Here is a 23,132-nt window from a genome sequence, read left to right as displayed (position 1 = left end):
GCACGGCGCCGTTGGTTCCGGCGCCTAACCTGCGGGATCAGTGTCCGCTTTGTCCGGTGTGTGTCCGGCGGCTGCCGCCCTCGTGTCACCGCTGGTGTGCGCGTCCTTCTTACCAAAGGGCAGCACCTTTTTCACGGGGATCAACACCGTCATGACTACCAGGCCCCAGGCGAGTCCTACGACGGCTGAGCACAGCGTGTTCACCAGCCAGGCCAGGAAACCGCCCACCACTGCAACTCCGGCGAACGGATGCTCCAGGGTATGGACCAGGTCATAGGGTGCGTGCCAGCCAAGGTCGGACGCCCCTACCAGCATGATGTGCCCGCCCACCCAGAGCATCGCGATGGTTCCCACGAAGGTGATCGCCGCCAGTACAGCAGGCATACCCTTCACCAGCAGGCCGCCGAGGCGCTGCGAGCCGGCTGACTCCTTCTTCGCCAGATGCAGGCCGATGTCGTCCATTTTGACGATCAGCCCCACAGCTCCATACACAAGGATGGTGATCGCAATGGCGACGACCACGAGGATGACCGCACGTACCCAGATGGAGGCATCGCCCACCTCGTTCATGGAGATGACCATGATCTCGCAGGAGAGGATGAAGTCCGTGGTGATGGCTCCCTTGACCACCTTGGACTCGGCGTCGGGCCCCCGCTCTACCGCCGGGGCCTCCTTGTCCTCATGGTGGCCAAAGAACTTGTGCCAGACCTTCTCTGCGCCCTCATAGCAGAGGTACGTGCCGCCGAGCATCAGGATGAACGGAATCACGCCCGGGATGAAGGCGCTGATCAGCAGCAGGGCCGGCAGGATGATGAGCAGCTTGTTCCGCAGCGAACCCCAGAAGATCTTTTTGATCATCGGGAGTTCGCGGGACGGGTCGGCACCGGAGACGTACTGCGGCGTCACCGCTGCATCGTCTATGACGACGCCGGCGGCCTTGGCTCCGGCTTTCGCTGCTCCCGCTGCGATGTCATCCACGGATGCGGCCGCGATGCGTGCCAGGGCGGCGACGTCATCCAGCAGGGCGACGAGCCCGCCGCTCACAGGCCGGCTCCGTGCTGATGTGATCCGGGCGGTTGGTCATGGAGAGCGCCCTCGAGGCGCAAAATTGGCATACCGGAATTATAGAACCGGCGGGCAGCAGGTTCCCGGCTCAACAGGACCTATCGCCAAAGGAAGTACGTCCACGGTCTCTGTCCAGGCGAATCCTCCTTGAGCTCACCAGCCGAAAATATCTGCGCTGGTGACAACGTCTCCAACGCGGATACGTTCATAGGAATCATCCCAGGGTTCCAACCCCATATGGGCCTTCATCGCCTTTTCGAAGCGGATGGGTGCCGTGTTGTCCCTGAACGGGATGACCTCGGCCTCTACTGCCGTGGCGGGACGCCAGACTTCGCCTTTGAAGTCTTCAATCATGCAGTTCCCCATCTCAGCAGTGCCGGTTTTGTAGGCAGGCAGATACTTCTTTCCACCCACTGGCCGATTGTCCACTACCTTCCAATGCCCGTGACCAATCAGTGCATCAAAGGTCAATCCCGCGAGGACCGGCTCAGCACCAAGGGCTTCCGGAAGCCGCAAGGGAAGTTCGTCCACCCGCACAGCGAAGTCCCGTACAACTATGTAATACGCGCTATGGAAGGACGAGATAACCTGTCCCACGCTGACCCTTCCGTCGCCCAGCGGGATCGTAAAGATGTCACCGTCCCTCGGGGTCGCTGCTCTTTGACCCTTGCCCATTCGGCTCCTCTCATCCTTTCGCCTCTTTCATCGCTCACGTTAGTCGCCGAAGAGGTCCGCACTGGTGACAATATCCCCTGCTCTCAGATCATCTCCCAAGGGAACCTTGAAGACATCCCCGTCTTTCAGCGTGGGAAAGGTTAGTCGCTCTTCCATGACGCTCAGAATCCCACGCCCGCAGTTCTGCGGCAGCATCCGACTCGCCCTACGGCGTGGTCGTTGCAGTAACCAGGTGAGCCGCCGTCGTACGGACGTTCACTCTCAGGCGTACTTCTCCAAAAAACGGTCTGCATATGCCACGTAATCCCGAGAGGCAGCATCCGTCTTATTCGCCGCTTCCCGCTGCTGCTCCCTCACGAAGTCCACAGCCTCCTCGCGTCGGCCTGTCAGTGCCAGGGCTATGGGGTAAGTCTTCCGCGGTAAACCCGGATGGGCGCTGAACTGCGAGGGCGGCCGCAACCTCTCGACCACTCCCTCAGGATCACAGAGGGACTCCATAAACGGGATTCCCCAACGGACCACATCGTCCAGGACACCTTCCAGCTGAAAAGGTTCCCCTGCTGCGTCCCGCACACGCCATTGGGCGCCGTTATGCGGCCCCTTCACAAGCTCGTAACTCAACGGCTGGGACAGCGTCGGCGACACGCTCTTCGGGAGTTGAGGATTCAGCTCCCGAAAAACTTTTTCAAGCGGCTTCCAGCGCACCCCCACCACAGGCAACACATCCACCGGCCCCGCACCGCGATAGCCCGCCGAGTTCAATCCCAGCCAACCCTGCCAGTCTTTCCCCAAAGGCAGCGTATGAATGAATCCCGACTTACGAAACCCGTGCTCCCTGACGAGAACGTCCCACGCGCCGAACAATTCGTCCTCTACTGACACGCAGCACTCCTATCGGTTATATCGCGGGATCGTACCTACGGATCTGAACTCGCCGTGGATCAACTCCAGTCGAACTCGATGAAGTCTCGAGCCGCTGCTAGGAACCATTCCTCCATAGTGGAGTACTCCCGCCCCACACGGCGTATCGGCATCCCGTTCTCGTCCGGCCAAAGATCCCAGTCATCAATCACTACGACTTTGCTGCCGGTCCAGCACGCCACGTCGTCATCATCGGTCCTTCGGGCAAAAGGAATGATTTCCCAGCCGGGGAGTACCTTGTCGATATGCTGTGCCCGCTGCGTCTGGGCCTCTCCAACCTTTTCAGTCTCGGAAGAGATCTGCACTCTTAACATTCTTTTCTGCTCGGAGGTTATCAAAGGAGTCTCTCCAAGGTTCCAAACCAACGTGGACTCGGAGAGCATCTTCAAAGATCGCAGCAGATAATGTAGTCCTGTTGGGCAGTATCTCCTTTTCCAATTCAGTGGCAGGGCGCATTCTCTCACCAGAAAAGTCCACCACCATGTACTCTCCTGGGGCCTGCCACCCGACTTTGTATGCCGGGAGGTATTTTCGACTGTCTACGGTCCTGTTCTCGAGTACCTGCCATCGCCCTGGTCGGAACAGAGCATCCCTCGACAATCCAGCAAAGACTGGCTCAGACTGGAGCGCCTCCGTGACCAGCGGAGGCACTTCTTCCTCCGATGCCACGAAATCGAAAATAACCACGTAATAGGCGGACAAGTATGAAGAAACAACTTGGCCAACCGCCGCCCTGCCATCGCCTAGAGGAATCTTGAAGACGTCACCGTCTTTCAAAGAAGCCCATTTTTGAGCCCTTACCATAGATCTCCTCCGGCATCTGCATATCGCTTATCATTCATCTGGTGTCGCTTGTTCGAAAGCAGACCATCCGGATTCCCCTTGTTTGTTGGCCCGCCATAACACCAGGGAGCTGTCCTTACGCTGCCCGACTTCCCTCGCCTGCTCCACGGTCTCCGCCAGGTGAACATTCCGGCGCCCCATCGGCAGGATCCCGGCAACCCGAATGACCGGGACAGTATCTCGCGCGGTCCCGTGGAAAAGCACCGCGGGCGGCTCAATGGGTTCCTCCGCCGGCCGAACCGGCACGGAATGGCCGTGCACCGCACGAATCCGTCCATCACTTATCTGATGGCGCTTTTTCCCAGCAGCCTGAAGCACCCCGTGAAGCATCACCTCGTCAACGGCCTCCCACTCCGGACCTAACCGATGCAGGGCAGCAAGCACTCGAGCAACCGGCGCCCATCCCTCCGGATCCAGCACCAGCCCATACTCACCCGGGGCATGACGAAGCGCATGGGACAACACCCTGCTGATCTCGGACCGGCTCGGAGTACTCGTCAATTGCGTGGTCTTTCGGTGTGCCGGGCGGAACTGTTCGAGGGCCAATCCCCTTACCGGACCCTTCTGGGGGCCCAGGTCAACTCCAGTCGAACTCGATGAAGTCTCGGGCGGCAGCAAGGAACCATTCCTCCATCGAGCCATACTCACGTGCCACCAAACGTCGGGGGCCGTTCTCATCCCAAATAAGATCCCAGTCATCGATCACTACAACCTTGCTGCCGGTCCAGCACGCCACGTCGTCGTTATCGGTCCGACGGGCAAAGGGAATGATCCCCCACCCCGGGAATACCTGCTCAATATGTTGAGCCCGCCGCAGCTGCATCTCTCCCTGTAATACCGCCCACGGATCCAGATCGGTAATGCCACACTCAATCATGTGGGCATAAAGAGCAGGCAGCGATTGAATTTCTCTCATCGCGTCATCTTAGGCGTCGCTGCATGGGCCCACGCATGCAAAAACACTACAATTCAGCGCCGCTAACGCGTCGAACATCGGGGTCTCCGCAGGGGCGTCGTCCCCTCAGTGTCCGGGTGGTCGAAGAATTTCTCCACGGTCGCTGACCAAAGCAACAGCAACACCATGCTTGGAAGCCAAAGAAGTGAAAAGCTCCCGCGCTTCCGGCTCCTGACTCCACGCGAACGCCCCGTAGACCACTGTGGTTCCGATCGAGTAGTCAGCAAGACGATCTTCCAAGCCGGGATCCTGGTCGAGCTCCACATCCGTCGGAGAATCAGGTCCGTTCATGGGAGGAAAGGTTTGAATTAGCTCCTTGTAAAACCTGTTCAACGAGGGACTTGTTACGGCTACGTCATCGTATGAATGATTCTCTGCCCAACGCGACTGTTCAGCCCACCATGCGGGGAAATCTGCTTCAACCACACTGTCGGATTCGAACGCTAAAATATCGTAAGTCATAACGTGGAGACTACCTTTCCGTCGGTGTCTTGATCCTTGATACACGGACGTTTCTCAAGAGATCGGTTGTCTCTCTATCTTCTGCTCAATGAGGCCAACTATTTCCAATCTTGGTGTTACTAAATCACCTAGTACCCCCAGTCGCACAGCGATAATAAGCAACCACCCCTGCGCACCTTCTTTCACCGTATGATAATCAGCTGGATAGCGGGCACCTCGCAACATACCGTCCAGGTTCACATGCTCTTGGACCCGACCGACTCTAAAGCGAACGTCCTAGGAAGAATTATGTCCTCCCACACAACAGGGATAGGCGCCTTCGGGTCACCTTGGTTGCCCTGACGTACGTCGGCTGCGCTCTCAGGCGTACTTCTCCAGGAAACGGTCGGCGTATTCAACATAGAATTTAGAAGCCAGGTCCGGTTTATCAGCAACTTCCTGTAAGTGCTGAGTCACCACCTTTACGGCCTCTGATCGGCGGTCAGTCAATACCAAAGCAATTGGATAGGTCATCCAGGAGGCCGCAGGGTTAACCGCGAACTGCGAAGGCGGACGAAGTCTTTCGACAACCACCGACGGATCGCAGAGAGATTCCATAAACGGAACACCCCAACGAAGCACGGCGTCAACAGCCTCTTCCAGATGCACCGGCGCATCTTTGTCGGCCCGTACACGCCATTGCGCCCCGTCGTGACCTGGAACGAGGGTATAAAGCGGCCTGGACAGAGTGGACGTCGTACTCTTGGGAACCTTCGGATTCAGTTCTTCAAATATCGTACCCAGAGGCTTCCACCGCACTCCCACCACCGGCAGTGCATCCACCGGCCCCGCACCGTTGTACGTCGCCAGATTCACGCCTACCACGCCAAGCCAATCTTTTCCGAAAGGTATCGTGCTCAAACCACGGACCTTGCGAAAACCATGCTCTTTCAACAAGCCTGCCCAAGCGGCAAGCACCTCATCCTGCAACGACATCCAAGCTCCGTTTCACTTATATGGCCGGGACGTACTTATCCACTTGCACTTCTATCGGGCCGATAGGCACTCCGGGCTCAAACTGGGCCTCGTGGGCATGTTCCCCTACAGGTATGCCACGCATTTCACGAAGAATGGGATACGCAATCTTCTGGTTTTTCGTTGGGCCCGCGTGCGGGCCGTTTTTGCCTCAATAAGGTAAACAGTACCGTCGGGTCGTTCAGCCACAATGTCCAATTGTGTCCGGACACCGCCCACGTCAAACGTAACTTCCGTACCAAGCAGTTTGTCGCCGCACTGTAAGAGGGCGTCAATCGATGCATCTACACCTCTCTGCCCCTTAGCTACCAGCTCGGCGCCACCGCGTTTCGGGGCAGCACGGGCGAGCCCGGCAAGGCTCGGGTCTTTAGTCTGGGCCAGGTATTCGCCGCCCCCGGTGATCGCCCAGTCCACACCTGCTTCTACCGCCGCACGCACCACAGGGTTGTTGAACGGCCCTGCCCACCGCCGCGCCGGCGCCGAAACCAAGGATGCCCAGGCCCCCGGAGATTCCGGTCTGGACCCAGTTCACTTCCCCCGTAGTGGCTTTCTGGATGACGACGTCGGCACCAAAGCTGATCAGACCGGCGCCGAAGACCTGGCCGCCGGGAACGAACATCACTGCCGCCCCGCCGACGATCGCGGCACCGCCGACAATGTATTCCCAGTTGCCCTTCACCTAGTCCCCCGCAGCAGCCAGCGCACCGCGACTGGAGGCGTCATACGCCTTCAAATCCTCATCGGTCAGCGGACGCAGACCCGTGGGGTCGCTGGCGTTCAGCGGGTTGTTGCCCCCATAGGAGTACGGGTTGCCGTCCCAACCGGCACCCAGGACCGGAGACAGCGGGTCGGTGGAGAGGAAGCCCCGGGCCGCCGGATCATACGCGCGGGCGCCGAGCCATTCCAGGCCGGCAATATCCAGGCCACCGTCACCGGTCAGACCGATACCGGCTGGCAAACCACCGGCCATTCCGCGGATTGCGCCCGGGCCGGGCCCGGCGCTTCCGGACATGGCACCCGGTTCCGGGATCACAGAGGCACCCAGCACCGCCCACGGATCGTCCTGATCCGTGGCCCGGGCAGCACGCCATCCCGGTGCGATCCAGGCATCCCCTACCCCGGTCACCCCGTCGGGCAGGTTCAACACCTGGGCCGCACCGTTCCCGTTATGGCAGGTGCTTTTTCTCGCGTCCAGCGGCGTCCGTCCAATGGGTGGCATTCCCGTCCGGATCAGTCTGGGAGAGCTGGCATCCCCCACGTTCCCACTACTGCGTGGCTACCGAAGAAAGTACGACCGAGGCGGTACAGCCCGTCTCGCGAACCGCCGCACAGCCTGAATTGTCTCCATGTAATCATTCGTGCGTTCAATGTTCGGTCTCCCATCAGGGTGAGCAAAATATATGTCCGTAACCCGGCCCGATCCAGCGCCTAAGGCCTCAATGATGCCGCGGCACACCTCGTACAGATCCTTCTTTGAAGGATTCGTTTTGAGTTCATCTGCCCATCGTTGAAACCTATTAGCTGCTGTACCCTTCCCATATTCTTCAAGATAGGTCGAGAGCTTCAACAAGAGTCGAATACCCACATCTAGTCGTGGTTCAGTCAATTTCAGCTCCCAATCGTTGATGATTCTGCCCTGTGTGTGCGACTTGGGAATGTGTACCTGCGGCGTGAACTGCGCTTCCCTCAGCCGGGGGTTGTGCACGGTCCTAATCCGGCCCGCAGCGTTTCGGGAATAGGTCGTGGTGGTGCCGGCGGTGTCAGTGAAGGACGTACGGTAACCGTCCGCGTAATAACACCAGGCCATGCCCTCGGCTCCGCGGGTGCGGGAGACCAGCTGGCCCCGCCGGCATGCGAAGCAATTTACCGCTGCAATTGGGAATCGTTATAAACCCTCCCGGTGGGATATTCCACCCACTTTGTTGTCCCTCCTTCCTCGTATAAGGCAGTCGCAATCATCTCGCACTCCTGCCAGTCGCGGCGCGATCCTCCGGGAGGGACACCCAGCGCCGCAGGAAGATCCCTCAACCGAACACGTTTGGGCTCGTTTTCAGGTGACAAGACAAGGTACTCAGGGTCGGCTACAAACCCAAACAGCCTACGTCGCGGTGAAGACACGAGCCGGAAGTATGAGGGATTATTCGGCGGCATAATATGTGCATCTCCTAGAGTTTCAGGTCCCAAGATGCCTGCGGATCCTGACTATAGCCAGGATAACCTGCTACGCGCTCTAGTTCCTCGTCGTAGTAGGGGCTCGGATCCATTGGCGTTATCCCCCGACCCGAGGACCCATCGGCGCTCCAATGTCCACAAGATCCTTGCCCTGCATTATTTGATTATTAATCCACTTCTCATTCGCCCATACGTGCAAGCCGACGTGATGCCGTTCTGACAGGTGCTTTCTGGTGAAGTCATAAATCGGGACCGGCAAACGTTCAGCGGGTTGTTGCCCGCATAGGAGTACGGGTTGCCGTCCCAGCCTGCACCGAGCACCGGGGACAGCGGGTCGGCGGAGAGGAAGCCCCTGGCTCCCGGATCATACGCGCGGGCACCAAACCATTCCAAGCCCGCAACATCCAGGCCACCGTCACCGGTCAGACCGATACCGGCCGGCAACCCACCGGCTGTTCCGGGGGTGGCGCCCAGAGCGGACCCGGTGGAGACGGCGCCCGGTTCCGGAATGACCGAGGCACCCAGCACCGCCCACGGATCGTCCTGGTCCGTGGCCCAGGCAGCACGCCATCCCGGTGCGATCCAGGCATCACCGATCCCGGTCACCCCGCCGGGCAGGCTCAACACCTGCTCGTCACCAACGCCAGCCAGCGTGGGAACTGCACTGGCACTGTCCCACCACACCGGGCAGCCGTCCACCGACGCCAACTCGCCGAGGGCATCTATCCACAACTCATGCCGGGCAGTCTCGGCGCCGTCCGGGGTGCGGTCCACAGTTTCTCCTGCAGGTACCCGGTCTCGCCCCAGGCGTATTCGGTCCAGGACCCGTCCGGGCGAATCAGCCGGGACCTCCGGCCGAGCCCGTCGTAGACATATTCCGTCCGGGACCCGTCCGGCTCGGTGACGGAGGTCAGTTCCCCGGCAACGTCATAGGCATACACCCGCGACCCGGCCGGGGTGTGTTCTAAGGCACCGCCCTAGACACACCTCCGTCAATCTCTCTGCTGATTGTCTTCTGAATGCGCTTGCGAGAATCGAGCCGCTCGTTGGAGCGGTGACATACGACGTCGTCGGGGGCCCGGGGCACTGCTTGTCCGCCCCAGGGACCTAGCCCGACGCAGGACTGCAGGGCGCACCGGACGGCCTAGGCGCCATTCGCAAAGTTAGTCAGTTTGTGAAGGAGGGCTTCGTATTCGGCATTCAATGACTCATCGATTACTCCATCGCTGTAAACGTAACGATCGCTAAGACTGCCGCTGCCGTTTCCGAAACTTCTCGCGACCCCAAGCCTTAGCCTCCAACACAGTCTCGGGTGACTGATCTTTTCGAAGCTTCCCGGCGACTTCGTCATACCCCTGTGCCAAATCCGATAGGCCCATCACCCGCAGAATGAAGGCGAAGCGGGACATATCTCCAGTTAGCAGACCAGTCTTGTTTTGCATGGTTTACTCGTACCCCCCTTACTCCCATACCTTCTGCCGCCCGTATACCTAGTTGTCAGTCGCTAACGTCCAGTATGTTTACCGCGGCCGCAGGGATGGGACCGGACAGCCAGACTCCGGACTCCGACCGATAGAAGGAAACACCGCGCGAGACGGCCAGACCGGTATCAATGGCAAGAATCACCGGGGAGCTGTCCTTACGCTGCCCGACTTCCCTCGCCTGCTCCGCGGTCTCCGCCAGGTGAACATACCGGCGCCCCATGGGCAAAACTCCGGCAGCCCGAATCACCGGCACAGTATCCCGCGCGGTCCCGTGGAAAAGCACCGCGGGCGGCTCCATGGGTTCCTCCGCCGGGCGCACAGGCACGGAATGTCCGTGCACGGCCCGGATTCGTCCATCGCTTATCTGATGGCGCTTTTTTCCAGCAGCCTCAAGCACCCCGTGGAGCATCACCTCGTCAACGGCTTCCCACTCCGGACCTAACCGATGCAGGGCAGCGAGCACCTGAGGAACCGGCGCCCACCCTTCCGGATCCAGCACCAGTCCATATTCACCCGGGGCATGGCGAAGCGCGTGGGATAACACCCTGCTGATCGCTGACCGGCTCGGAGTACTCGTCAATTGCGTGGTGCCTTTCGGTGTGCCGGGCGGAACTGTTCATTTTCTCCCCTGGGAGCAATCCGGGTACAAGGGCCAATCCCCCTATCAGACCCTTCTGGGGGCCCAGGTCAACTCCAGTCGAACTCGATGAAGTCCCGGGCGGCAGCAAGGAACCATTCCTCCATGGAGGCGTATTCCCGTTCCACCTTGCGCCAAGGCGCGCCATTCTCGTCCGGCCAGACATCCCAGTCATCGATCACTACAACCTTGCTGCCGGTCCAGCACGCCACATCATCGTTATCAGTCCTCCGCGCAAAAGGAATGATCCCCCAGCCTGGGAGTACCTTCTCAATATGTTGAGCCCGCCGCAGCTGCATTTCTCCCCGTAACACCGCCCATGGATCCAGATCGGTAATCCCGCACTCAATCATGTGCTCATACAAAGCGGGGAGCGATTCTATCTCTTTCATTGCATTAGTTCCTTCGAAATGTTAGTCCCCGGACCATCCGATGAACGGTGACCCCTGCGGATACGCGTTGCGGAAGGCTGCCCCCTGTTTTCCAATTCTATTTTCAACCGCTTCACCCCAGTTGCTGGCAGGCAAGCCCTTATTTGGCCCACGCGTGGCTGGAAAGCGGTCTCCCGTCGTGGGATCATCAAAAGGGTCGGAGTGATGATGGACATGAGCATAAAGGGGATTGTCTGTGTACCGGGCGGACAGCACTCGCCTGTGGTCAAGTGTTGTGTACCCGCCGTCAGGCATGATGACGACGTCGGCCGGATCCAGATCTTTCCATCCATCCTTAGCCATGTTATCGATTTTCTCTTGTAGCTCATTTACACTTCGCTGGCTGAAACGTACGTCAGCGGGGTCGAGCACAGTTACCGGAAAGTCTCCAAGCTTTTTGTACGGGAGGCTGGGACCGGGTACTGCGCTCGTGGCGCCGCCCCGTGCGGCAGCCGCCAACGCACCCGAGGCTGTATGCGGGCCCGGACCGTTGTAATAGTCCCCCGCCCCGGTAATTGCCCCTTCAACCCCATTCTCCACCGCCATCCGGATGACGGGATTGTTGACCATCCTGCCGGCGATCATTCCCACGCCGGCGCCGGTCATGCCTAGGCCTCCGGAAATCCCGGCCTGGACCCAGTTCACCTCACCAGTGGTGGCTTTCTGGATAACGACGTCGGCACCGAAACTGATCAGCCCCGCACCGAAGACCTGTCCGCCGGGCACGAACATCAGTGCCGCCCCGCCGATGATCGCGGCACCGCCGACAATGTATTCCCAGTTGTCCTTAGCCCAGTCCCCGGCAGCTGCCAGCGCACCGCGACTGGAGGCGTCGTAGGCTTTCAGGTCTTCATCGGTCAGCGGACGCAGACCCGTGGGATCGCTGGCGTTCAGCGGGTTGTTTCCCGCGTAGGAGTACGGGTTGCCGTCCCAGCCGGCACCCAGGACCGGGGACAGCGGGTCGGTGGAGAGGAAGCCCCGGGCCGCCGGATCATACGCGCGGGCGCCGAGCCATTCCAGGCTATCGGACGTTCTTTACAACTGGCGGAAGAAACGATCCTAGGCGGATCTCCCCTCCCGTGCGTTCTCAATGGCGAGTTGGCTTAGCATGGGACGACCACTTTTGTCCAGTTAGGCTGTGACTATGACAGCTCACATACCGACGCTTTCCGCTGTCACAGTCTTCGAAGGCAACGGATCCATGCTTGTTAAATATGAGTTGAGCAGCCCTGCACCACAGGGAGAGACATTCCTCGTCGGCATCCATGGGAAAAGCCGGAGCGGAGAGGTCTTCCGCCAGTTTGGTATCAAGTTCCATAACGGCACCAGGGCTGCCTATTTCGTCTTCGATCACATTGCAGCCAAACAAGAAAACTTCGATTACATTCCTGCCACGGAAGACGGAAACCAAATTCTGACGCCATACCCCGCGGGCCACTTTGAAGCGTTGGGGGATGCGCCGAAACTAAGGGGTTACCTTAATTACGCCGGAGTGGACCGACAAACAGACGTTCCTGTAGACGTCATCAAGTAGGTGCACTGAAAGGAAGCGGTGGCACGGGGCGGACCGCTATGGCTTCCATTTCGTCTAGTCATTCCGTTCGTCGGCTGCGACCTGTTTCCCTTCGAGTGCTTCAGGTGGATCTTCCGGGGCGCCGCGTAGGGTCCCGGCGAAGCATTGCACATCTGCATCGTCCATTAAGGTGAGACCCCCACACCCCGTTATATGCGGTGCGGACGCGCGAGGGCATCGCCGTCCCTGAGGGCAAGGCGCGGCTGCGGGGCACGACGCCGACTCTTTGAAACCACCAACGAAGATGCTTCTGCTTGTTTCGCCCCGGAAATGATTTCCGAAATGGATTCTCGGGCGGGAGCCATGCCGCTCGCCGGACGCTCTCAAGATGCCATCTTCGCTAGTTTCCTCTTCTCCCGGTAACTGCAATTCTCCTTGGAACTGCAGGTGCGTCACCGACGGGCAACGTTCTTAATCAGCGTTTTTTCTCGCCGCACGGGTGACCAAGGGGACAGTGAATCTTGTATGTGTGGACCGCCGTGCATCCGACACCTCTCTAAGATTGTTCTCTTTGACGGTCCCAGGATCCAGATCGCAGGGTTCCCTGCGACATCGGTCCCACTCTCCCCGGGTCGGCGGTAGCCGACCGGTGCCCTGAGGCACCTTCCAGACAGCCCTTGTCGCCAGGGGCCGCGGGTTCACTTCTCGCTTGTCTCAGAGACACCGCGACAACGTCGCAGGGGTCTCTGTCCACGACGGGCGGCAGCCCGAGTGGGAGCTGGGACCACTCGCGCCAGCGATGGTTCCAGGGGCACCCCGACGATGCGCAGCATTGGCGGGGCAAGAGAGCGCCAGCGAACGCAGTAGAAACCCTGAGCGCAGCGAAGGGCGAGGGAGCGCAGCGACCGAGGGGTGTCGGCTGTGCCGACCACCGAGCGTAGCGAGGTGCCACCCTTTCTTATGCCCTTTCCCTTTTTCCCTCACGTCTGGAGCTTTAGCGGAAGACTGAGGGGGTTTCTGCTGGTGTTTCAGCGGAAAGTAGCGCCTACCCACTGCTTCCTACCCGACCATTTATGGTTCCTACTCGTAGGAGGGAGGGTAGAGGTGGCGCTACTTTCCGCGGGTTTCGGGCCTTTTGCTTCCTACCGGGTTCTTAGGTGCATGGCACCCGGTAGGAAGCACTGCTGCAACGCAGCGCCACGGTCCTGCGACGGAGGAGTAGGAGCGTGTTCCAGGCCCGAAAAGAGGGGACGCAGTCCCCGTTCCAAACTCACCGGCAGGCCGCTGTGACGCAGGAACAGCGTTCCCATACGAGGTGGCCACGCGGTGACGGCTGAGGGACGAAGACGGATCCACGGGGGTGCCGAAGGCGCTGCGAAGCAGCAGCTGCAAGCTTGTCCCTGGACTGGGTTCAACGGCCCGTCAGGGTCCCTCCACACGCCTTCTCCGGCGACGCCGGCGTACCGGTAACGCAGCCGCTGCAGCGGCTGTCACGACCTCTGTTCCGGTGCCGTGGCCACAGCTTCACCGTGGCCGCGACGAACTGCTCAGCCGGCTGCAGCCGGCTGTTCCGAAGGTACTGCAGAACGTCGTTCCAGGATCGCCGGCGGACTCTGTGGATCCTTCCCAAAGGGAGGTAGCCGGCGGCCTCAGCGGATCCGTTCCGGAGCTCGAATCGCCACCCGCTCCACCCGTCCACACTCCTGGCAGCTTGCCTTCCGCCCTGGCTTGGCGCCCCCGGCCGCCGGGATGGTAAAAAATGCAGCCCTAAGGCTGCAACGTTGTGGACAAAGCTGGCTCGATTCTGGTCAAAAATTGTCCTGCCAAGGACGACAACTGGTGTTCTTGAGTGATGTTTTGATTACTTGCGGGCTTTCAAGGGTATCTGGCCCTTTTTGGGCCAGATCTCGGCACGATCCGGACGAATCGGACCCTAATTTGACCCAGTGCGATCAACAGCGCTTTCGTGGTCCAACAATGGCCCACGTCCGGCCCACAAATGGACACAGTGCAGGGCGGCCTCTATCGATATCCCGGTTCTGGCCCCGAACCGGACCAGAACCGGGCTGGTTCCGGTCCATTCAGTTATTTTGATGTCCGCCAGAAAGCAAGAAAACGCGGGCTGAAGAACCATCGTTGGGATCCGGGATGTGGCCTCGGCCTAGGTCCCCGCTGAGCTCCACCCGTTAGCAACGAACACACCGGCCTCAGCTCCCGGGGATCGACGGTGTGGTTGTCCAGGGCGCGCGACCGGGATGGCTGACACCGCGGAATCGCGACGACGAAACTATTGGGGGGTGCAAGCATTGTGCAACGGCGTTCCCTCCGGCTTGAAAAACTGGGTCCGAAGACGGGGGGTGGATGAGGTAGCGCTGCTGCGAGGAGTGCGCGGACGATGCTCGTTTGCCCAGCCTTGACCGGATGCTCGTCGCCCTGAGCTTCCCTTCGAAAGGTCACGGCCTCAGCAAACGACGGCCGGCCCATCCAGACGATATAGCTAAATATGCAATATATCCTCATTTATCAATGGATTATCACGGCGAAAGATATGCCCATTTCGCCTACTTTCGAAGAACTCGCAAAAGTCGCATCGTTAGTTTATTATTTAGGCATCCGACGTCGGATGCTGATTACCGCGTCAGGATTGCACTCCGGGACTTCCGTAATGAATGATGTGCTGCTGATTCGAGGTGATGCATGGAACGCCATGTGAACATGAACGGTATGGTGCCCTCGTTCTGTGGTCCGAGAAACTTCTATTCCAATAGGGAATGGTGGACGCGGGCCATGTGGGCCTTTGAGGCGATTTCTTCCCCTAGCGACCTCAAGTTTGGATATGGTGCTGCGATGCTGACCGTGCTTGCTCAGAGCGGTGCCGCCAGCAACGAGGAGAAGGCCCTTCTTGACACAGTCTGGAAAACGACCGGCACCCAGATGTGGGACTCGGCGATACGCCGTCTCCTTGCTGACAGCACACTTTCTGCGTCCGGTGACAATTCTCCGCCGGAGCGTCCAGAGCGTATTAGGGAAGGTTCAGGTTCTCTCTACCGAGAGGTCCTCGCTGCTCGCCTGAAAGTCGTCCTGGATCAGGAGCTCGGCCGCCAGACCTCCTCCCTTGTGTGTGAGCTCGCGGGTCTGCAAGTCAACAGCGTTACCTGAATCGCGCGCAGTTTTCCGTTGCGTCCGGGTAAGTGTAAGCCCCATCCACCACACAGCACCTTCCCACGCACTCCACAAAGAATAGGGCGACTGGTGGTGACCCAACTCATGAAACTGCTGGGATTCCGTTATGAGAAGGACTTAGAGGACTATCTGGAAACCCGGCTATGGCTTACCGGGCAGGACCTATTGGTCATCGGAAGACAGGTGAAGATATCCGGAGGCGAGGTTGATTTACTCGCGATCGACTCGACTGGCCTCCTACACATCGTTGAGCTGAGGCGGGACGAAGCCAAACCCTCCGTCATTGGCCAGATTCTCCACTATCGGCACTCTCTCAAGCAGCTGAAAAGAGAGGAGCTCATCCACGTCGTTGGTCACGGTGACCGTATCGACCTGGCGGTGGCTTTCCAACAGCGCTTCGGCCACCCGCTTCCAGAAACCGTGAATGAATCTCCGGCTCTCATGATCATCGGAGAATCCATCCATCCTCAGACCGCTGGCAGCATCCTGGAGCTGCGAGATTGGGGATGCTCGGTCACGGCGTTCAGGTACGAGATCGACAAATTCACCGGGGTCCTCAGTCTTGTCCCGTGCTGTCGCTCCGACCAGGACATGATCGAAGGCACGCACAAAAAGAAAAGTCGTTCTGTGCGACCTGGAAGCACCGTTGCGGGATCGCGTCGACCTGCCTGTCGGGTACCCATTGACGAGAACGTTCGACGCTTTTGGCTAACCAATGCCCAGGACTTCACGCCTTTCGTGACCTTCAGGTTCGTGTATGACCGATACAGCGACTGGGTTCATGCACGGGCCGACGAAGGTGTTCACCTGTACCAGGACGGACTATTTGCCCGTCAACTGTCTGCAATCACAGCCGAACGCGGCGAGTGGACGCGCGTTTACATCGCGCCTCAAGACAATTTGGCTGCCTACGACATGCCTAGGTCCCAGGTGTCTGCCCAGCCATACCGTGCCATGGGCCACACTCGTGTGGCATACCGGCTTAACCCGATCGGCCCGGTTTCAGATCCATAATCAAGCTGACGGCGCATCGGACCTCATTGGTCCTGTTGAGCTGATTGAGTCGATGCCTGTCTGGGACATCCATGTCGGATAGGCCGCGTAAGACCTCGCTTGATCATGCACTTGGCGTGACGTTTGCTTTGTTCCGAGCCAAACGGTGTCCGTCCGCCTAACTGAGACGAGGATGCGGAACAATCTGTTATGCGTCTTCTTCCGCGCCGAGCGGATAGCGGAACAGGTCGAGTGGTCACTGTGTTGCCGGCTCACTGTTCACAATGCTCATACTCGGCCGTGTCGTCTTTCCGTGCAGACGTGAGTGACGCCAGGAGCCGCTGCGCGTTTTGCGGTGAGCTAAGCAGATAGTTTGTTTCCATCCACGAGTCATACTCGTCTTTCGACATCAATACGGCCGACCCCCGCTTAGACACGATCTCGATTTCGATGCGGTCATCGTTTACCCGTTCGATGAGACGAGCCAGATCCCGGCGGGCTTCCGTTGCTGTTATAGCCATTACTGCCTCCTAAACCTAAACCCGCTCCCTGGGAGCCCGCACACACCATCAAGCGCAACCAGTGATTTCACCAACACTAAAATGAGTTGAGCTCTTCAATCGTCAAAAATGTCCGCACTCTTAACCGTTTGCCCCAAACGAACTTCGTCGAAGGCGTCAAGCCAGGGTTCCATGCCTACGTGAGCCTTCATAGCGCGTTCAAGAATAATTGGGGAGATGGTCGTCCGAAAGGGAACTATCGCCTCTTCCACCTCGGTAGCGGGCCGTCTCCGCGTTCCCTTGAAATCCTCGATGACGCAATTTCCAATCTCACTTGCCCCGGTTTTGTATGCGGGGAGGAATTTCCTGCCGTCCACTACACTATTCCCAAGCACCTGCCAGCGTCCTGGGCGGAAGAGGGCATCGAAAGTCAGACCGCCAAATGCTGGACGAGATTGGAGGGCACTCGTAACGTTCAGCTCGATGTCATCTTCCTGTGCGACAAAGTCAAAAATCACCACATAATGTGCCGAAAAATAGGTCGATATAACTTGCCCAACCGCCGCTCGTCCATCGCCTAGGGGAACTTTAAAGACATCTCCGTCTTTCAGCTTTGGAAACTTCATTCGCTGTACCGTGATGGATCTCCTCCGGCCTCTTGGTATCTACTGTCCCGCATTTGATGTCGCTTGTTCGACAGCAAACCGTCCGGATTCCCCTTATTCGTAGGTCCGCCCAGCTTTCGAATCCAGTACTCCTCGAGTCGATCTAGCTCGACTCCTGGCTCTGCACGGTCCAAGACGGGGAATATAAACACTGCATCAGGATACTTCCTGTAGTGTTCCCGCTGTCGCTTGAGGAACCGCTGTTCGCTCTCTGCCTGCCCAACGTAGTCATCTATGCCCCCTAATGTGTCGACTCGTTTATAGACCACACCATCCGGTACCGGCGGAATCTCGCCTAGCCTTGGTTTGGCGGGCGGCATTAGTTCGCCCCGGCCAGCGCCAGTACCAGGACCAGGTATCAATCCCGATCCGGCACCAATTCCCGCAGCACGGGCGAGCCCGGCAAGGCTCGGGTCTTTTGTCTGAGCCAGGTATTCGCCGCCCCCAGTGATCGCGCCGTCGACACCTGCTTCTACGGCCGCACGGATCACGGGATTGTTGACCATCCTGCCCGCGATCATTCCCACGCCGGCGCCGGTCATGCCTAGGCCTCCGGAAATCCCGGCTTGGACCCAGTTCACCTCACCAGTGGTGGCTTTCTGGATCACGACGTCGGCACCGAAGCTGATCAGCCCCGCACCGAAGACCTGTCCGCCGGGCACGAACATCAGTGCCGCCCCGCCGATGATCGCGGCACCGCCGACAATGTATTCCCAGTTGTCCTTAACCCAGTCCCCGGCAGCTGCCAGCGCACCGCGGCTGGAGGCGTCGTAGGCTTTCAGGTCTTCATCGGTCAGCGGACGCAGACCCGTGGGATCGCTGGCGTTCAGCGGGTTGTTTCCCGCGTAGGAGTACGGGTTGCCGTCCCAACCGGCACCGAGCACCGGGGCCAACGGGTCGGTGGAGAGGAAGCCCCTGGCTCCCGGATCGTACGCCCGGACACCGAGCCATTCCAGGCCGGCAATATCCAGGCCACCGTCACCGGTCAGACTGATACCGGCCGGCAAACCACCGGCCACCACACCCGCCCCGGGCATAGCACCCGTTCCGGATACCGCACCCGGTTCCGGAATGACCGATGTCCCCAGCACCGCCCAAGGATCAGTTTCATTAGTGGCCCGGGCAGCACGCCATCCCGGTGCGATCCAGGCCTCCCCTACCCCGGTCACCCCGCCGGGCAGGTTTACCACCTGCTCCCCGCCGACACCGGCCAGCCTGGGCACTGCACTGGCACTGTCCCACCACACCGGGCAGCCATCCACCGACGCCAGCTCACCGAGGGCATCCACCCACAAGCGGTGCCGGGCGGTCTCGGCCCCGTCCGGGGTACGGTCCACGGTTCCGTGCAGGTACCCGGTCTGCCCCCAGGCGTATTCGGTCCAGGACCCGTCCGGGCGAATCAGCCGGGACCTCCGGCCGAGCCCGTCGTAGACATATTCCGTCCGGGACCCGTCCGGCTCGGTGACGGAGGTCAGTTCACCGGCAACGTCATAGGCATACAGCCGCGACCCGGCTGGGGTGTGTTCGCGGACCAGCCGCCCGCCGGCGTCGTACTCCCACTCCGAAACCTGAGACCGCACCGTAGCGGCAGCACCGGACTCCCCCAAGGGCGTCGTGGCGGCAGCCACGAGCTGTCCCGCCCCGTCGTACCCGTACCGGGTGACGGCACCGGCACGGGTCAGGCAGGTGATCCGGCCGTCCTCGTCACGGCCCATCAGGGTGATGTCCGCGGAAGCGTCCGAAGCGGAGCCCATCCTGCGCGTGTGCTCGGCCAGGTACCCGTTGCGGTACGCCCATTCCTGCACCAGGTCCCCGGCGGTGACCGCGGTCAGCCGGCCGGAGGCGTCATGCGTGAACTGCGCTGCCCCGAGCCGGGGGTTGTGCACGGATTTCACCCGCCCGGCTGCGTCCCGGGCATAGGTGGTGGTGGTACCGGCAGTGTCAGTGAAGGACGTACGGTTCCCGTCCGCGTCATAGGACCATGACATGCCCTCGGCTCCGCGGGTGCGGGAGGTCAGCTGGCCCCGGCGGTTGAAGCCGAGTTCATGCTCGACCGTCAGCCCGTCGTCCCCGGTGAAGTCGGTGACCACCACCCGCCGGTTCATCCGGTCGCGGTCCACCGACGCCAGCAGCTTCCCGTTCCGGGAGGTACTTTGCTCCCGTCCGGCCGCATCATAGGTCCAGCGGGTGGTGTTCCCGTCCGGATCGGTCTGGGACAACTGCCGGCCCGCCGGATCATAGGTGGCGGTGGTGACCCGGCCCAGCGGATCACTGACCGACTCCACCTTGTCCGTCGCGGTATAGGTGCGGGTGGTGACCCCGCCCAGCGGATCGGTGATGCGGATCAGCCGGCCCCGGACGTCGTACTCAAACCGGGTCCGTCCGCCCACACCGTTGACGGTCTCGGTCAGTTCCCCGGCCACGTTGTACTTGAACCTGCGGGTCCCGTACCAGGAGTCCTGGGAGAAACTCAGCCGGCCGGCCTTGTCATACCCGTACCGGGCATTACCGCGCCCTGGGGTCACCCGCAGAATGAGCCGCCCGGCCGCGTCGTACTCGAACGTCTCCGTCTCCCCCGTGGGAAGAACCCGGGCAATGACGCGCTGATCGACGTCATACACCAGCTCAGTCTCGGCGCCGAGCGGGTCAATGGTCTTCCACGGCCGGCCGCAGAGGTCATACTCGTACCGGGTCACCGCACCGGAGGGCGACGTCACGGAGATGATCTTCCCGGCCGCGTCGCGTTCCAGGCGGGTCAGTCCGCCCTCGCCGTCGAGCAGTTCCACCGGGTTGCCGGCCGCGTCATAGGTGGTCAGTTCCGCGGAACCATCCGCGGCTTCGGCCCGCACGGGACGGCCGTATTCGTCGAAGCTGTAGGTCGAGGAGGAGAACGCATCGGCCACGGTGGCCGTGCCGGCCCCACGGTCGGTGGCGGCCTCGGAGCGGACGCCGGTCGGGTCGACGACGGCGGTGAGGTTGCCGACCTTGTCGTACTCACGGATCCAGTCGTGCCCGGCCGGGTCGGTGATGCCGGTGAGTCGGGAGAGGGTGTCGTGGGTGAAGCCCCAGCGGGCACCGTCGGGCAGGATCGCCGCGGTCACGTTGCCCAGTTCATCGAAGACCCGCTCAATGGCCCGGCCCAGCGGGTCGATGGTGCGAACCAGTTCCCCGTTGGCCGCGTATTCCAGTGCCGTCCGGCCCCCGTCCGGGGCAACGGACGCGGTGAGCCGCCCGGCGTCGTCGTACTCTAAGGACCAGACGGCGCCATCCGGGTCTTCGCGCCGGACCAGCAGGCCCGCGGCGTTGTAGCTGAAGCGGGTCTGCTCGCCGGAGGGGGTGATCGAGGCGACCGGGCGGCCGGCGGCATCGCGCACAATCCGTGCGGTGTCGCCGAACGCGTTGCGGGTGGCGACCAGGTCCCCGAAGACGTCGTAGTCGAATTCGACGGATACCCCGGCCGGGTCCGTCACCCGGGTCAGGAGCCCGTGGTCCCAGACCAGCTCGGTCCGCCCGCCCAGCGGATCAACAATCACCGAGGGGTCACGGGACAGATCGTCCGCGTACTCATAGGTGACGACGGCCCCTGACTCGGTCACCAGGGTGGTGATCCGGTCCCGCTCGTCCCACCCGTAGGTCAGGTCCGCGCCCTCGGGGGTGACGGTGCGGATCTTCCGTCCCCGGTCATCGTAGGCGTGGACGGTCACGGACCCGTCCCGTTCAGTGAGGGAGACCAGGTTGCCGTGCTTGTCGTAGGCCATGGACTGGCGCTGGTCATGGGAATCCAGCACCCCGACGAGGCGGCCCTTGGCATCGGCAATCCAGGAGTTGGAACGGGTGCCGTCCTCATCAGAGACGGCAGTGACGCGGCCGGGCAGGTACGCGAACCGGGTCCGGCGGCCGTGCTGCGTGACCTGCAGGACCACCCGGCCCTGCTCGTCATAGGTGTTCTCCGCTTCCAGCACGCCGGCGGCGGAGTAAACGGCATCGATCAGCCCGGCATCGTTCCACCGGTACGTCCGGGTGCCCGTCTCCGTCGTCACTGAGACCAGGCGGCCGGCGTCGTCGTACCCGTACTCCGCCCGGCGGCCGTCCGAGGCACGGATTACGGCGGCACGGCCGTTGACGTAGTCGATGTCCAGGAAGCGGCCGCGTACGTGGGACAGACGGGTTACCAGACCCGGGCGGTCGGCGTCGTTGTCGTTCTGGCGGTGCACGGACACCGTCCGGCCCGGGCCGGACCCGGCACCGAGCCAGAGACCGGCCAAGCTGTAGGCCCACCAGGCACCCTCGTTGTTCCGGACCACCAGCAGTTCCGTAGTGCCGCCGGGACGAGAGGTAAGTTCGGCAAAGCCTGCGTCCGGCTCGCGGGTCAGCCAGTAGTTCTCCCCCACTGCCCGGGACCATGCCTCCCCCTCTCGGGGGAAGTCCACGGCGCGGCCGTCGGCCATAATCCAGCGGCAGCCCTCATCCGAGAGCACCAGCTCCTGGTCCAGCACCGAGGACCAGCCCGGACCAAATACCCCGGAAACCTCCTGCGGCGCCAGCGAGTTGTACATCCGGGACAGCACGAGGTTGGACGCGGCTCCGGGGAACCCGAGGTCCGTTTCGGGTTCGACGAAGTTACCGGTTGCCGTGTTCACCGGGTCATTGGCATACCCGGTGGTCGGAACCGCGCCGTAGGCCTGGGGCGGATCGATCTGCAGGCTGTCCCTGGTGACGTCCACGCCGGCAGCGGCCAGCGCAGCTTCCAGGGCCGCATCCGACACCGTCGAGACGTTCCCTTCCCCGCCGGCCGCAGCGAAGGCATCCGCCACGACGGTGGCCCACCGGGCGTCGTTCTCGTTGGCGTCCAGATAGTCCTTATAGGCATTGAGGACGCCCTGAGCGTCTATTCCGCCCCAGTTGCATTGCGCAGCGAAGGAGGAAAGGTGCTGGCTCAGGGTTCCCGGCGTGGCGGACAAGTCCGTGTCCAGGCCGCGGGAGCCGACGGCGAAGGAGCGCAGGTTCGACGGCCGGGCCGAGGATGTGCCGCCCCCGTATCCTCCGCTGCCCGGCGGGGGCGTGTCCCGCTGGCCGGTCGCTGCCGTCGCCGCAGGGAAGGTTGGGGCGGATCCGCGGTCCTGGTTGGGCCTCGGTTCCTCACCGCCGAACCAGTCGCCGATTTCCTCCAGCCAGGAGCGGTTGTTGTGCCGCCACACCCACTCGTTGTTTTCCCGGCGCCGGTCATCTTCCTCATGCCCGGCCTCGATCATCTGCCCGGCGTAGCGCGCCACATCCCGCAGCGCGGCAGCAAGGTTCCGGGCGTCATTGGCTGCCACCAAGGCATTGTCCTGGAACTTGGTGGCGAAGTTTCCGTCGAAGTCCTCTTTGCCGGTTGCGACATAGGAGGCACGCGCCCCTGCCTGGCCGTCGAGCCGTGACGCCGCCTGTTCGAACGCTGATTTAAGTTCCTCTGCCACGGAATAGACAAACCGTCCCCGGGAATCTTCCGGCAACAACGGCACTTCAACAAACTTGGTGTCAGACATAATCAGGGCCCCCCACTGAATGAACCGGAAGAAAAAGCAAAAGTAGAATTCATCAACCCCGGCAGGGCCTGACCCGGAATAAGCACAGGCC

General features: G+C 61.1%; 21 protein-coding genes and 1 pseudogene. 3 read left to right on the top strand and 19 right to left on the bottom strand.

Features of this window, described 5'->3' with window-relative positions:
• Positions 1-24: 24 nt before the first annotated feature.
• From AC5RVB_RS08085 to AC5RVB_RS08010, 16 genes and pseudogenes are all read right to left on the bottom strand, one after another.
• A complete protein-coding gene (locus AC5RVB_RS08085) occupies positions 25-1,044 on the bottom strand; it encodes a DUF808 domain-containing protein (RefSeq protein ID WP_494142439.1) in 1,020 nt (339 codons plus the stop codon).
• 174 nt (positions 1,045-1,218) lie between these two features.
• Positions 1,219-1,740: an Imm26 family immunity protein gene (locus AC5RVB_RS08080; RefSeq protein ID WP_494142438.1), complete on the bottom strand. Its 522-nt coding sequence runs from the start codon at positions 1,738-1,740 to the stop codon at positions 1,219-1,221.
• Between the two features lie 261 nt (positions 1,741-2,001).
• Positions 2,002-2,622 carry a hypothetical protein gene (locus AC5RVB_RS08075; RefSeq protein WP_494142437.1) on the bottom strand — a complete coding sequence of 207 codons (621 nt, stop codon included), beginning with the start codon at positions 2,620-2,622 and terminating at the stop codon, positions 2,002-2,004.
• A gap of 59 nt (positions 2,623-2,681) precedes the next feature.
• Positions 2,682-2,966, bottom strand: coding sequence for a hypothetical protein (locus AC5RVB_RS08070; protein WP_227927916.1), 285 nt, complete (start codon positions 2,964-2,966; stop codon positions 2,682-2,684).
• The gene (locus tag AC5RVB_RS08065; RefSeq protein ID WP_494142436.1) at positions 2,944-3,438 is read right to left on the bottom strand and encodes an Imm26 family immunity protein; all 495 of its coding nucleotides are present in this window, start codon (positions 3,436-3,438) and stop codon (positions 2,944-2,946) included. The genes AC5RVB_RS08070 and AC5RVB_RS08065 overlap by 23 nt, the downstream gene beginning before the upstream one ends.
• A gap of 57 nt (positions 3,439-3,495) precedes the next feature.
• The gene (locus AC5RVB_RS08060) at positions 3,496-4,146 is read right to left on the bottom strand and encodes an RNA 2'-phosphotransferase (RefSeq protein WP_494142435.1); all 651 of its coding nucleotides are present in this window, start codon (positions 4,144-4,146) and stop codon (positions 3,496-3,498) included.
• Positions 4,082-4,420 (bottom strand): hypothetical protein, encoded by a 339-nt coding sequence (locus AC5RVB_RS08055; protein ID WP_227927918.1) that lies wholly within the window; start codon positions 4,418-4,420, stop codon positions 4,082-4,084. The genes AC5RVB_RS08060 and AC5RVB_RS08055 overlap by 65 nt, the downstream gene beginning before the upstream one ends.
• A gap of 105 nt (positions 4,421-4,525) precedes the next feature.
• Positions 4,526-4,921 carry a hypothetical protein gene (locus AC5RVB_RS08050; protein ID WP_227927919.1) on the bottom strand — a complete coding sequence of 132 codons (396 nt, stop codon included), beginning with the start codon at positions 4,919-4,921 and terminating at the stop codon, positions 4,526-4,528.
• 360 nt (positions 4,922-5,281) lie between these two features.
• Positions 5,282-5,896: a hypothetical protein gene (locus tag AC5RVB_RS08045; protein ID WP_227927920.1), complete on the bottom strand. Its 615-nt coding sequence runs from the start codon at positions 5,894-5,896 to the stop codon at positions 5,282-5,284.
• 406 nt (positions 5,897-6,302) lie between these two features.
• Positions 6,303-6,614: a hypothetical protein gene (locus AC5RVB_RS08040; protein WP_227927921.1), complete on the bottom strand. Its 312-nt coding sequence runs from the start codon at positions 6,612-6,614 to the stop codon at positions 6,303-6,305.
• The gene (locus AC5RVB_RS08035) at positions 6,615-7,154 is read right to left on the bottom strand and encodes an RHS repeat-associated core domain-containing protein (protein ID WP_290245160.1); all 540 of its coding nucleotides are present in this window, start codon (positions 7,152-7,154) and stop codon (positions 6,615-6,617) included.
• Between the two features lie 1,109 nt (positions 7,155-8,263).
• Positions 8,264-8,881 (bottom strand): RHS repeat-associated core domain-containing protein, encoded by a 618-nt coding sequence (locus tag AC5RVB_RS08030; RefSeq protein WP_494142434.1) that lies wholly within the window; start codon positions 8,879-8,881, stop codon positions 8,264-8,266.
• 723 nt (positions 8,882-9,604) lie between these two features.
• Positions 9,605-10,171 (bottom strand): RNA 2'-phosphotransferase, encoded by a 567-nt coding sequence (locus tag AC5RVB_RS08025; protein ID WP_494142433.1) that lies wholly within the window; start codon positions 10,169-10,171, stop codon positions 9,605-9,607.
• A gap of 107 nt (positions 10,172-10,278) precedes the next feature.
• Positions 10,279-10,620 carry a hypothetical protein gene (locus tag AC5RVB_RS08020; RefSeq protein ID WP_494142432.1) on the bottom strand — a complete coding sequence of 114 codons (342 nt, stop codon included), beginning with the start codon at positions 10,618-10,620 and terminating at the stop codon, positions 10,279-10,281.
• A gap of 21 nt (positions 10,621-10,641) precedes the next feature.
• Positions 10,642-11,391 (bottom strand): hypothetical protein, encoded by a 750-nt coding sequence (locus AC5RVB_RS08015; protein ID WP_494142431.1) that lies wholly within the window; start codon positions 11,389-11,391, stop codon positions 10,642-10,644.
• 147 nt (positions 11,392-11,538) lie between these two features.
• Positions 11,539-11,679 (bottom strand): annotated as a pseudogene (locus AC5RVB_RS08010) (RHS repeat-associated core domain-containing protein); the annotation flags it as partial.
• Between the two features lie 124 nt (positions 11,680-11,803).
• Between AC5RVB_RS08010 and AC5RVB_RS08005 the strand changes: the two are divergent.
• The 3 genes from AC5RVB_RS08005 to AC5RVB_RS07995 all read left to right on the top strand — a co-directional run bounded on the left by AC5RVB_RS08005 (position 11,804) and on the right by AC5RVB_RS07995 (position 16,369).
• On the top strand, positions 11,804-12,193 hold the full coding sequence (locus AC5RVB_RS08005; RefSeq protein ID WP_494142430.1) for a hypothetical protein: 390 nt from the start codon (positions 11,804-11,806) through the stop codon (positions 12,191-12,193).
• Positions 12,194-14,869: 2,676 nt separating this feature from the next.
• Positions 14,870-15,331 (top strand): hypothetical protein, encoded by a 462-nt coding sequence (locus AC5RVB_RS08000; RefSeq protein ID WP_227902094.1) that lies wholly within the window; start codon positions 14,870-14,872, stop codon positions 15,329-15,331.
• 93 nt (positions 15,332-15,424) lie between these two features.
• Positions 15,425-16,369 carry a hypothetical protein gene (locus AC5RVB_RS07995; RefSeq protein WP_494142429.1) on the top strand — a complete coding sequence of 315 codons (945 nt, stop codon included), beginning with the start codon at positions 15,425-15,427 and terminating at the stop codon, positions 16,367-16,369.
• Between the two features lie 251 nt (positions 16,370-16,620).
• Here the strand turns inward: AC5RVB_RS07995 and AC5RVB_RS07990 are convergent, their stop codons facing one another.
• The 3 genes from AC5RVB_RS07990 to AC5RVB_RS07980 all read right to left on the bottom strand — a co-directional run bounded on the left by AC5RVB_RS07990 (position 16,621) and on the right by AC5RVB_RS07980 (position 23,041).
• Positions 16,621-16,869 carry a type II toxin-antitoxin system Phd/YefM family antitoxin gene (locus tag AC5RVB_RS07990; protein WP_227902096.1) on the bottom strand — a complete coding sequence of 83 codons (249 nt, stop codon included), beginning with the start codon at positions 16,867-16,869 and terminating at the stop codon, positions 16,621-16,623.
• A 95-nt stretch (positions 16,870-16,964) separates the two neighbouring features.
• Positions 16,965-17,474, bottom strand: coding sequence for an Imm26 family immunity protein (locus tag AC5RVB_RS07985; RefSeq protein ID WP_227902097.1), 510 nt, complete (start codon positions 17,472-17,474; stop codon positions 16,965-16,967).
• Positions 17,471-23,041: a DUF6531 domain-containing protein gene (locus tag AC5RVB_RS07980; protein ID WP_494142428.1), complete on the bottom strand. Its 5,571-nt coding sequence runs from the start codon at positions 23,039-23,041 to the stop codon at positions 17,471-17,473. Before AC5RVB_RS07980 ends, AC5RVB_RS07985 begins: the two co-directional genes overlap by 4 nt.
• Between the last annotated feature and the right edge of the window lie 91 nt (positions 23,042-23,132).

It is taken from the genome of Arthrobacter sp. Y3225209, from assembly GCF_059090685.1.
Note: the sequence above shows the minus strand (reverse complement) of the source record. Positions and strands in the feature narration are given on the sequence as shown.